The sequence below is a fragment of the Streptomyces sp. NPDC001393 genome (assembly GCF_053597455.1).
The window spans coordinates 21,733-32,363 of record NZ_JBSFIH010000080.1; the positions used below are offsets into that span (position 1 = coordinate 21,733).

Consider the following 10,631-nt stretch of genomic DNA (forward strand, 5'->3'; position numbering starts at 1 on the left):
CGCGACACGGCGGCCGGGGAACCTCTTGTCGGGGTGTGTGCCCATGTGTTCTCGTGGTCCCGACGGAGGATGATCGAAAGGGGTGCAGGGTGGAGTCTGCGGCCGGGGCCGGGCAGCTGCTGGCCGTCAGCGACCTGCACATCGGCTATCCGGAGAACCGCGCGCTGGTCGAGGACATGCGGCCCACCAGCGACGAGGACTGGCTGATCGTGGCCGGTGACATCGCCGAGACGGTGGCCGACATCCGCTGGACCCTGGAGCGGTTCGCGGACCGTTTCCGCAAGGTGCTGTGGGTCCCCGGCAACCACGAGCTGTGGACGCACCCGAAGGATCCGGTCACCCTGCGCGGCGTCGCCCGCTACGAGCACCTGGTCGGGCTGTGCCGCGAGCTGGGCGTCGTCACCCCCGAGGATCCCTACCCGGTGTGGCAAGGCCCCGGCGGCCCGGCCGTCGTCGCCCCGCTGTTCCTGCTGTACGACTACTCCTTCCTGCCGCCCGGCTGCGCCACCAAGGCCGAGGGCCTGGCCTACGCGGAGGGCACCGGCGTGGTCTGCAACGACGAGTACCTGCTGCACCCCGATCCCTATCCGACCCGTGACGCCTGGTGCCGGGCGCGGGTCGCCGAGACCGAGCGCAGGCTCGCCGAGCTGCCGCCGGACCTGCCCGTCGTACCGGTCAACCACTACCCGCTGCACCGGCATCCCACCGAGGTGCTGTGGTACCCCGAGTTCGCCATGTGGTGCGGCACCCTGCTCACCGCCGACTGGCACCGCCGGTTCCGCGTCGCGACCATGGTCTACGGCCATCTGCACATCCCGCGCACCACCTGGCACGACGGAGTCCGCTTCGAGGAGGTCTCCGTAGGCTATCCCCGTGAATGGCGCAAGCGCCCGGAGCAGCCGGGAAGGCTGCGCCGCATCCTGCCGATGGAGGTCGAAGCCGGTGATCGAGGAGCTGCTCCCGGAGTCGGTCGTGGCCGTGGAGGCACAGCGTGACGACCCGCTGTGGGACGCTCCGATCTACCCCGGGGAGGCAGTGCACATCGAGCGTGCCGTGGCCAGGCGTCGGCGCGAGTTCGCCGCCGTACGCGGCTGCGCCCGGCGTGCCATGGAGAAACTCGGCGTGCCGGCGCAGCCCGTCCTCAGCGGCGAGCGGGGCGCGCCGCGCTGGCCGGACGGCCTGATCGGCAGCATGACCCACTGCACGGACTACTGCGCCGCCGCGCTGGCCCGCACCGACGACCTGGCCTCCCTGGGCATCGACGCCGAACCGGACGGGCCGCTCCCGGAGGATGTCCGCGCCTTCGTCTGCCTGCCCGCCGAGGCCGAGCGGCTCGACCGGCTCGCCGGGCAGCGGCCCGACGTGCACTGGGACCGGATCCTGTTCAGCACCAAGGAGTCCGTCTACAAGGCGTGGTTCCCGCTGACCCGCACCTGGCTGGACTTCTCCGAGGCCGACATCACCCTCGCCCCGAGCCCCGGCGACGCGGCGCACGGCACGCTGCGTGCCGAACTCCTCGTCCGCGGGCCACGGGTCGGCGGCCGCCGGATCCAGGTCTTCGACGGCAGGTGGGCCGTACGGGACGGGGTGGTCGCCACCGCCGTGGTCGTCCCGCACCCCTGAAACCCGGCAGCGGCGCGCAAACCCCTGCAGCGGCGCGCGGCGCCGGGCCCGGTCAGGTCGGCGGACACCAGTCCCGCAGCAGCCGGAAGAACTGCTCCTCGTTGCCCGCGAGGCCCGCGCGCGCCAGAGCCCGTTCCGCCTCGGCCAGCACGGTGGGCGGCACCATGGCGGGCCGCCCGACGTCCGGCGGCCCGTCGAAGACGGCGCGCACGGTGTGCAGCAGCCGCAGATAGGCCTGTACGGCGGTGCGCTCGCGGTCGGTCAGTACGGCGGTGGGCATCGGTCGGCTCTCCCCGAGTAGGCATCACGGTCGCGCGCTGTGCTGCGCACCTCTCCAGCTTGCCGCCCACCACTGACAACGCCCTTCGGTCGCGTCCCGGTTAGCCCGCTCAGCCGAGGCCGAATCCTTTCGGTGAGGCCTGCAGGAGTGACGCGCCCGGATGAGTGGCGTCCGGCGCACGACGGCAGGTCCCCGGGACGACGGCAGGGCCCACGGCCATCCGCCATCCGCCACACGGCCCTCGGACCAGCCCTTTGGCCCGATCAGCCCCTTGGCCCGATCAGCCGCATGGCCCGATCAGCCCTGCGGCCCGATCAGCCCTGCGGCCCGATCAGCCCTGCGGCCCCGGATACCCCAGGGACACCTCGATGCGCCCGGCCACGTCGTCGCGCTGGACGGGGCCGCGCAGGGCCGAACCGGCCAGCCAGGTACGGCACTTGCTGGCCAGCAGCAGACCGAAGGTCTCGGCGTCCCGCTCCTCGGCCAGGTCGAAACGGGTCCGGGCCGCGACCCGCTGCACCGTGGCCTGCAGCGCCTCCTGGTCGGCGCCGTCGTGCAGCAGCCGGGTGGCGACCCCGACGCCGTCGACGTGGTGTCCGCGGTGGTCGGCCTGCATGTGCCACAGCTCGTGGCCGAGGATGACCAACTGGTGGTCGGGCGCGGTGCGTTCCTCCACGACGACGAGGTCACGATCGGTCAGGTCCAGCCACAGGCCGCTCGCCGTGCCCGGCGGGAAGACGGCCGCACGGAAGACCACCGGGCGGCCCCGGCGGCGGCTCATCGCCGCGCACAGCGCGCCGTACAGCTCCCCGGGCGGTGCCGGCGCGGGCAGCGTCAGCCCGCCGACCAGCTCGTTGCACAGCCGGCGCATGTCCCTGCCGATGCCCACAGCCCTCCCCCGGCTCACGACTCGGGCCGTTTGACGCTCTCCAGGAGCATGTCGAGCCACTCCGCGACCTTGTCCCGGTGCTGGTCGGTGGGCAACTGCGCGGCCCGCCAGGCTATGCCACGCACCCCGTGGTCCTGCAGCAGCCGCTCCAGCGGGTCCCCGTCGGCCCTCGCGGCGGCCCGCTCCCGGTCGGCGAGCTTGGTCAGCAGCTCCTGCTCGGTGCGCTGCAGCGCACCCGCCAGCGCCTCGGGGTCCTCCGCGGTGAGGAAGCCCGCGTGCACCCGGAAGAAACGCTGGAGCGCGTCGCAGTGCTCCATGGTCGGCCGCCGGTCGCCGTTGATGAGGGCGCCGGCCTGCTGCCGGGACATGCCCGCGCCGTCGGCGATCTCCTGCTGGGTGTACTTGCGGCCGTTGGGTTTCAGCCGAGTCCGCCGCAGCAGGCCCAGGCGCTGCAGAAAGCGCGCCTGCACGTCCGGTTCACCGGCGGGCCGGCCGGCGAGCAGGGCCTTGACCACCGGCTCCGGGACCCCGCAGGCCACGGAGAGCCGCCCGACGTCGAAGACCTCGGTGTGCGGCACGCCGAGCCGGTCGGCGAGCGCGGCGACGCGGGCGACGACGGCCGGCAGCTGGGCGGTCGCCGTGGCGCCCGGATCCTCGTAGCCATCCGTCACCGACAGAACTCCTACGTCTCTCGAGGTCTTCCGATGTGTCCGTGCTTCTCACGAGCGGTCGCCGTGAACTTCCCGGAGAGTAGCGGGTGCCTCGAACTCACATCCAGGTGTCGCCACAACTGTGGCGAATTTCAGCCGTCAACGAGCGCGGAATGCCACGATAGTTGACATGGTCTTGTCGCGGGCCGCAGGATCGCAGGGCCGCGTGAAGGCCGCAGAGGCAAGAGGGGTGACCTCCCGATGGCACATCAGGCAGGAGGGCAGTGGCCGGCGCCGCGGCCCGTCCCCGACACCTGCGAGACCCAGGCGTACCTCCAGGACTACGCCGTACTGCTGGAGTCCCTCGCCGTCCCGTCCCTGGTCGTCGACCACCGCTGGGACGTGGTCATGGCCAACGGCGCGTTCGAGACACTTTTCCGCGGGGTGCGCCGGCACGCGACGGCCATGCCCGGGGACAACTTCCTGCGGTTCGTTCTGTTCCACCCGGACGCGGCCGACGTCCTCGGCGAGCACGAACAGGGCTGGTGCCTGCCGATGCTGGCCCACCTGAGGACCGCCCTGGAGACGTACGGCCACGACCAGGAACTCCAGGCGATCCGCCGGGACCTCGCCCAGGACCCGCTCATGGAGGCCGCCTACCGGCAGGGCCTGCCGCACTGGATCCACGCCGTCGGCGAGAGCGCGACCCGGCTCGACGGGGCCGTCCGGCTGCTGCTCCACCCCGACCCGCGGCGCGGCCCCACCGAGTGCCGCATCGTCGAGGAGACGCCCCAGGTCCTGCGCGACCTCGGCCACCGGCGCCTTTCGATGGTGCTGCGCGAGAACCGCCGGCCCGCCGCGCCGGTACGCCGCCCGCGCCGGCCGCGCGGCCCGGCGGGGCACCTCACGGTCGTCCGCACCCCCGAGGACTGACCCGGCACCGCCGGCGTTCAGGTCGCCGGCGGCGCCGGGTCCGAACCGCTCCCTACGCAGACGGCCGGAGGTGCCGCCGCCTCGGTCCCGCCAACGAGGCGCTGCGCTGCGAGCTCTACGAGGCCGTCGAACTGGACGGGACGAACCTGCTCCAGCGCGTCCGGCACGTCACGGTCCCGCAGATCCGGGTTCGTGATCCTGATGCTCAGGACGTCCTGATACAGGACCGCGTCACAGATCCAGCACCAGACGGGCGCCCCGGCACCGGGACACGCAGATCATCATCGTGTCACCGGCCGACCGCTCCTCCTCGGTGAGGACCGAGTCCCGGTGCTCCGGGGTGCCCTCCACCACGTCCGTCTCGCAGGTGCCGCAGGTCCCCTCCGTGCAGGAGTACAGCACCTCGACCCCGGCGGCGCGCACCGCGTCCAGCACGGACACCTGCGGCGGGACGGTGACGGTACGGCCGCTGCGGGCGAGGACGACCTCGAACTGCTCGTCGCCGCCCGCCCGTTGCTCCTTCGGCTGGAAGCGCTCCACCCGCAGCGCCCCGGCCGGGCAGCGTTCCTCGACGGCGTCCAGCAGCGGCCCCGGGCCGCAGCAGTACACCAGGGTGCCGTCAGGCAGGTCCTCCAGCACCGGGCCCAGGTCGAGCAGGCCGGTCTCGTCCTGCGGGGCGAGGGTGACCTTGTCGCCGTAGCGTGCCAGCTCCCCGGTGAACGCCATCGAGGAGCGGGTGCGTCCGCCGTAGAGCAACGTCCAGTCGGCGCCCGCGCGTTCGGCCGCCGCGAGCATCGGCAGGATCGGGGTGATGCCGATGCCGCCCGCGATGAAGCGGTAGCGGGGCGCGGGCTCCTGCCGGAAGTGGTTGCGCGGCCCGCGCACCCGTACCTTGTCTCCCTCGCCCAACTGCTCGTGCACATGGGCCGATCCGCCCCGACCCGACGGTTCGCGCAACACCGCGATCCGCCACGCCGACCGATCCGCCGGATCCCCGCACAGCGAGTACTGCCGCTCCAGCCCCGGCCCGAGCAGGAGGTCCACATGGGCGCCGGGATCCCAGACGGGCAGCTCGCGGCCCAGCGGATCGCACAGCGTCAGGGTCAGCACCCCCTCGGCGGCGAACTCCCTTGCGCTGACGACGAGTTCGAGTTCGGTCACCGTACGGCCTCTGCGCTGTCGTGTCCTTCGGGATGCGCCAGCATCCACTCCCACATCAGCACCGGGTCCTCGGCGCTGTGCTCCGCACCGCAGTGGCAGGTGCCGTGCAGCACGTCCGTGCCCGGCAGCCAGTCGATCCGGTAGACCTCGCCGGTGCCGGGGCTCACCGGACCCCCTCGACCGGCTTGTCGCCCTCCTCGACCAGCCGGGCCAGGACGCGGCGCGCGGCAAGGCCGCCGGTGTCGATGTTGATGCTCAGCTCCTGGTAGCCGGTGCGTTCGGTGCCGAGGGTGCGCTGCAGCAGGTTGAGCGCGTCCACGTCCTGCATGACGACGGTGTGGTTGTTGCCCCGCAGGAACACGGTGACCTCGGCGTCCTCGGTCGCCCAGTCCCGGGACACCGCCCAGAAGTCGTACACCTTGCCGTCCGCGGAGGGTGTGATGGCGTAGGTGATCTCCGTGTGGAATCCGTGCGGATCGCTGCCGTCCGGCTCCGGGACGACGCCCACCGGCGCGATCCGGCTGTGCAGCAGATACAGGCAGGGCGCGTGGTACTCGATGTCCTGCCAGCGGGTGATCCGGCCCTCGATGCCGGTCGAACGGGCGTAGAACGGCGGGCAGTCGGCGTCGTCCATGTGCCGGCTGACCCGGACCACGCCCGCGCCCTCGTCCACCTCGGTGGTGATGGGCGTCTCGGCGACCTCGGGGGTGCCGATGTAACCGCCGTGCAGATACGTCTCGTGGGACAGGTCGAGGAGGTTGTCGACGAGCAGGCCGTAGTCGGCGTCGATCGGCTCCATGCCGCGCACGGTCGTCCAGCCGGGGGAGGCCAGGTGCCGGGCCCGCGGGATGGTCTGCGGGTCGGCGAGCGCCGGGTCGCCGACCCACACCCAGATGAGCGAGTCCTGCTCCACCACCGGGTAGGAGGCGACGCGCGCGGTGCGCGGGATCCGTTTCTGGCCCGGCACGTACACACAGGCGCCGGTGCGGTCGTAGGTGAAACCGTGGTAACCGCAGACGATCCGGTCGCCGTCCAGGCCGCTCGAGGAGAGCGGATAGCGGCGGTGGACGCACCGGTCGTGCAGGGCGACCGGGGTGCCGTCCTCCTCGGCGCGGTACAGGACGAGCGGTTCCCCGAGGATCGTGCGGCCGAGCACCTCGTGCCCGACCTCCTCACTGTAGGCGGCGACGTACCACTGGTTCCGCGCGAAAGCGGTCATGTGCGGCATGGCTGCGGCTCCCGTCTGTGGGTGGTGGCCACATCGTCGGGAGCCGTCGGCCCGGCCGCAATGCCGGCTTCCGCCTCACGGAAGAACCGTTCGCCGGGAGTCTTTGGCCGTCCGCCGCCGAAGCCCTGTCGACGACCTCGCCGAGCGGCTGCTGCGCCGGGACGCCAAGAACCTGACGGTCACCGCACCGGATCCGTGCCGGCGCGACACCGGTACGAGCCGTCCCCCCACCTCCTGCCGTACCCCCGACTTTCACACGGGCGCCACCAGACCCTTCCCTGACGTTTGGTGCTCTTGGAACACTCGCTCCGCGCACATTCCGTCACTTGGACGGCAACGCGTTACGTCAGGACGAGAGGACCCGCAGACCCATGCCCGAAGTCAACCGGCGCCGATTCCTCCAACTCGCGGGCGCCACCACGGCGTTCACCGCGCTGTCCAGCAGCATCCAGCGCGCCGCCGCACTGCCCGCGCACCACCGCACCGGCACGGTCAAGGACGTCGAGCACATCGTCGTCCTCATGCAGGAGAACCGATCCTTCGACCACTACTTCGGCACACTCCGGGGCGTCCGGGGCTTCGGTGACCCCCGCGCCGTCTCGCAGAACGGCCGGTCGGTCTGGCAGCAGTCGGACGGCACCAAGGACATCCTGCCCTTCCACCCGGACGCCGACGACCTGGGCCTCGCGTTCATCCAGGACCTACCGCACGGCTGGCAGGACACCCACGCCGCCTTCAACGGCGGCAAGTACGACAAGTGGGTGCCGGCCAAGGGCACCACGACCATGGCGCACCTGACCCGCAAGGACATACCGTTCCACTACGCGCTCGCGGACGCCTTCACCATCTGTGACGCCTACCACTGCTCGTTCATGGGCTCGACCGACCCGAACCGCTACTACATGTGGAGCGGTTACGTCGGCAACGACGGCCAGGGCGGCGGCCCGGTCCTCGGCAACGACGAGAAGGGCTACGGCTGGACGACGTACCCCGAGCGCCTGGAGAAGGCCGGGGTCTCCTGGAAGATCTACCAGGACGTCGGCGACGGCCTCGACGCGAACGGCGGCTGGGGCTGGATCCAGGACGCCTACCGCGGCAACTACGGCGACAACGCCCTGCTCTACTTCAACCAGTACCGCGAGGCCAAGCCCGGCGACCCGCTGTACGACAAGGCGCGCACCGGCACCGACGCCCGCAAGGGCGAGGGCTTCTTCGACCGGCTGAAGGCCGACGTCAAGGCCGGCAGGCTGCCGCAGGTCTCCTGGATCGTCGCCCCCGAGGCCTTCACCGAACACCCCAACTGGCCCGCCAACTACGGCGCCTGGTACGTCTCGCAGGTCCTGGACGCGCTCACCTCCAACCCCGAGGTGTGGGGGAAGACCGCGCTGTTCATCACCTACGACGAGAACGACGGCTTCTTCGACCACGTCATACCGCCCTTCCCGCCGGCCTCCGGGGCCCAGGGCAAGTCGACCGTGGACCCCTCCCTCGACCTGTACAAGGGCGACGCGAGTCATGTCGCCGGCCCCTACGGCCTCGGTCAGCGTGTGCCGATGCTGGTCGTCTCCCCGTGGAGCAAGGGCGGTTACGTCTGCTCGGAGACCTTCGACCACACCTCGATCATCCGGTTCATCGAGCGCCGTTTCGGTGTGCACGAGCCGAACGTCTCTCCCTGGCGCCGCGCCGTCGTCGGCGATCTGACCAGCGCCTTCGACTTCTCCCGCAAGGACACCAAGCCGGTGGCGCTGCCGTCCACGGCCGCCTACGAGCCGCCGGACCACAACCGGCACCCGGACTACGTGCCCAAGCCGCCCGCCCACCCCGCCCTGCCCCGGCAGGAGCGCGGCAGCCGGCCCACCCGCCCGTTGAAGTACGCCCCGGTGGTGGACGGTTCCGCGGACACCGCGGCGGGCACCCTCACGCTCACGTTCGCCTCGGGGGCGCACGCGGGCACCGCCTTCCTGGTGACCTCCGGCAACCGCACCGACGGCCCCTGGACCTACACCACCGCGGCCGGCAAGTCCCTGACCGACACCTGGAACTCGGCCTACTCCGGTGGCGTGCACGACCTCGCCGTGCACGGACCCAACGGTTTCCTGCGCGTCTTCAAGGGCAAGGGTGGGGCCGCGGGACCGGAGGCGACCGCGCGGCACGTGGGCGACGACCTGGAACTCACCTTCACCAACAAGGGATCCGGCACGGTAAAGCTGAAGGTGGCCAGTGGTTACGGCGGTGCCCCGGCGACGGTGACCGTACGGCCCGGCGCGACCGTCCGGCACACCGTGGACCTCACGGCGAGCAAGCGCTGGTACGACGTGACGGTCACCTGCGAGGCCGACCCGGCGTTCCTGCGCGGCTTCGCCGGCCATGTCGAGAACGGCCACCCCGGCGTCAGCGACCCGGCGATCGCCGTGGGGTGAACGGGCGATGAACACCGCTCCGTGCGGACTGGTCAGGTACGGGTCATATCAAGGTAGTGTGCCCCGGTGACCACGCAATCGAACACTCCGGCAGGCTGGTACCCGGATCCGCACGGAGCACCGCAGACGCTCCGCTACTGGGACGGCATGCAGTGGACCGAGCACACCAACCCGGCGCAGCAGCCCGCCGGTCAGGTTCCGCAGCAGCAGACCGCCCCGCAGTCGCAGGCCGCCTCGCAGCAGTTCGGCGCGCCGCAGCAGCAGGCGCCCGCCCAGCAGTTCGGCGCCCCGCACGCGCAGGGCGCCGACCCCAGGGTGCAGCGCCAGGTGCAGCAGCAGGCCGGGGTCGCGGCGAGCGGCCCCGGCGGCGGTACCCTCTTCACCGAGCCCGTCCTGGTCGTGAACCAGAAGGCCAAGCTGATCGAGCTCACCAACGAGTACAAGGTCATGGACCAGAACGGCCGGGACATCGGCTCGGTCACCGAGGTCGGGCAGGGCGCGCTGAAGAAGGTCGTGCGCTTCGTCTCCAGCCTCGACCAGTTCATGACCCACAAGCTGGAGATCCGTGACGCCTACGGCCAGCCGCAGCTGGTGCTGACCCGGCCCGCGAAGTTCTTCAAGTCCCGGGTCGTCGTGACGCGTCCGGACGGCTCGCCGGTCGGCGAGATCGTCCAGCAGAACATGATCGGGAAGATCAACTTCGCGATGAACGCGAACGGCCAGCAGGTCGGCGCGATCAAGGCGGAGAACTGGCGGGCGTGGAACTTCGCGATCGTCGACCACGCGGACAACGAGGTCGCCCGGATCACCAAGACCTGGGAGGGCCTCGCCAAGACGCTCTTCACGACCGCGGACAACTACGTCCTGCAGATCCACTACCAGTTGCCCGAGCCGCTGCTGAGCCTCGTGGTGGCGACGGCCCTGACCGTCGACACCGCGCTCAAGCAGGACTCGCGGGGCTGGAACTGAGCGGGCCCCGACGGGGGAGAACACGCGGTACGACAGCTGCGGCCACGGCGGCCGGTGCGCGGGATGCACGCGCACCGGCCGCCGTCGTGCGGCGGGGCCGAACGCCCAGGAACTAGGCGGCGAACGCGTTGACCCCGGTCAGCTCCGCCGACAGCTCCCACAGCCGCGCAGCCTGTGCCGGATCGATCGCCCAGTCCTTGACGCCGACGCGCTCGTCGCCCTCCGGCGCGACCTCGGCGATGTCGCAGTCCTCCAGGTAGACGCCACCGAGCCCGTCGAGTTGCGGCGAGGTCGCCGCCCACACCTGGGTGGCCGCACCCTGCTGCGGGGTCTTGAAGCCCTCGGGGTTGAGTACGTTGCCGTCCTCGTCGATCCAGCCGCGGTCGATCATCTCCTCCTTGGGCAGGTGCCGTTGGAGCGGGGTGATGATGCCGCCGGGGTGCAGGGCGAAGGCCCGGACGCCGGCGTCGCGGCCGAG

At 71.5% G+C, this 10,631-nt stretch carries 11 protein-coding genes and 1 pseudogene; 5 read left to right on the plus strand and 7 right to left on the minus strand.

Annotation, left to right across the window (positions count from 1 at the left end):
• Positions 1-89: 89 nt before the first annotated feature.
• Positions 90-995: a metallophosphoesterase family protein gene (locus ACWC2T_RS42255; protein ID WP_450675602.1), complete on the plus strand. Its 906-nt coding sequence runs from the start codon at positions 90-92 to the stop codon at positions 993-995.
• A complete protein-coding gene (locus ACWC2T_RS42260) occupies positions 943-1,623 on the plus strand; it encodes a 4'-phosphopantetheinyl transferase family protein (protein ID WP_450675603.1) in 681 nt (226 codons plus the stop codon). The genes ACWC2T_RS42255 and ACWC2T_RS42260 overlap by 53 nt, the downstream gene beginning before the upstream one ends.
• Before the next feature lie 52 nt (positions 1,624-1,675).
• Here ACWC2T_RS42260 and ACWC2T_RS42265 read toward each other — a convergent pair whose 3' ends face one another.
• From ACWC2T_RS42265 to ACWC2T_RS42275, 3 genes are all read right to left on the minus strand, one after another.
• A complete protein-coding gene (locus ACWC2T_RS42265) occupies positions 1,676-1,903 on the minus strand; it encodes a hypothetical protein (RefSeq protein ID WP_450675604.1) in 228 nt (75 codons plus the stop codon).
• Positions 1,904-2,234: 331 nt separating this feature from the next.
• The gene (locus ACWC2T_RS42270) at positions 2,235-2,792 is read right to left on the minus strand and encodes a toxin-antitoxin system, toxin component (protein WP_450675605.1); all 558 of its coding nucleotides are present in this window, start codon (positions 2,790-2,792) and stop codon (positions 2,235-2,237) included.
• Between the two features lie 14 nt (positions 2,793-2,806).
• Complete coding sequence (locus ACWC2T_RS42275) at positions 2,807-3,463, minus strand: helix-turn-helix domain-containing protein (protein WP_450675606.1); 657 nt, start codon at positions 3,461-3,463, stop codon at positions 2,807-2,809.
• A 240-nt stretch (positions 3,464-3,703) separates the two neighbouring features.
• On the opposite strand from ACWC2T_RS42275, the gene ACWC2T_RS42280 reads away from it, so the two are divergent.
• The gene (locus tag ACWC2T_RS42280) at positions 3,704-4,375 is read left to right on the plus strand and encodes an MmyB family transcriptional regulator (protein WP_450675607.1); all 672 of its coding nucleotides are present in this window, start codon (positions 3,704-3,706) and stop codon (positions 4,373-4,375) included.
• A 231-nt stretch (positions 4,376-4,606) separates the two neighbouring features.
• On the opposite strand, the gene ACWC2T_RS42285 is transcribed toward ACWC2T_RS42280, so the two are convergent.
• Genes ACWC2T_RS42285 through ACWC2T_RS42295 form a run of 3 tightly spaced genes read right to left on the minus strand, consistent with a single transcriptional unit; the run spans position 4,607 to position 6,764 of the window.
• A complete protein-coding gene (locus tag ACWC2T_RS42285; protein WP_450675608.1) occupies positions 4,607-5,536 on the minus strand; it encodes a PDR/VanB family oxidoreductase in 930 nt (309 codons plus the stop codon).
• Positions 5,533-5,703 (minus strand): hypothetical protein, encoded by a 171-nt coding sequence (locus ACWC2T_RS42290; RefSeq protein ID WP_450675609.1) that lies wholly within the window; start codon positions 5,701-5,703, stop codon positions 5,533-5,535. The genes ACWC2T_RS42285 and ACWC2T_RS42290 overlap by 4 nt, the downstream gene beginning before the upstream one ends.
• Positions 5,700-6,764 carry a Rieske 2Fe-2S domain-containing protein gene (locus ACWC2T_RS42295; protein ID WP_450675610.1) on the minus strand — a complete coding sequence of 355 codons (1,065 nt, stop codon included), beginning with the start codon at positions 6,762-6,764 and terminating at the stop codon, positions 5,700-5,702. The genes ACWC2T_RS42290 and ACWC2T_RS42295 overlap by 4 nt, the downstream gene beginning before the upstream one ends.
• 371 nt (positions 6,765-7,135) lie before the next feature.
• Between ACWC2T_RS42295 and ACWC2T_RS42300 the strand changes: the two genes are divergently transcribed.
• Positions 7,136-9,184, plus strand: a complete 2,049-nt coding sequence (locus ACWC2T_RS42300) for a phosphocholine-specific phospholipase C (protein ID WP_450675611.1) — start codon at positions 7,136-7,138, stop codon at positions 9,182-9,184.
• A 66-nt stretch (positions 9,185-9,250) separates the two neighbouring features.
• Positions 9,251-10,153 carry a phospholipid scramblase-related protein gene (locus ACWC2T_RS42305; protein WP_450675612.1) on the plus strand — a complete coding sequence of 301 codons (903 nt, stop codon included), beginning with the start codon at positions 9,251-9,253 and terminating at the stop codon, positions 10,151-10,153.
• Between the two features lie 112 nt (positions 10,154-10,265).
• Here the strand turns inward: ACWC2T_RS42305 and ACWC2T_RS42310 are convergent.
• A pseudogene (locus tag ACWC2T_RS42310) lies at positions 10,266-10,631 on the minus strand (oxidoreductase); the annotation flags it as partial.

Excerpts from the sequence above, each read along its gene's own strand:
- ACWC2T_RS42295 (WP_450675610.1), bottom strand. The coding sequence starts at position 6,764 with ATGCCGCACATGACCGCTTTCGCGCGGAACCAGTGGTACGTCGCCGCC.
- ACWC2T_RS42300 (WP_450675611.1), top strand. The coding sequence starts at position 7,136 with ATGCCCGAAGTCAACCGGCGCCGATTCCTCCAACTCGCGGGCGCCACC.
- ACWC2T_RS42265 (WP_450675604.1), bottom strand. The coding sequence starts at position 1,903 with ATGCCCACCGCCGTACTGACCGACCGCGAGCGCACCGCCGTACAGGCC.
- ACWC2T_RS42280 (WP_450675607.1), top strand. The coding sequence starts at position 3,704 with ATGGCACATCAGGCAGGAGGGCAGTGGCCGGCGCCGCGGCCCGTCCCC.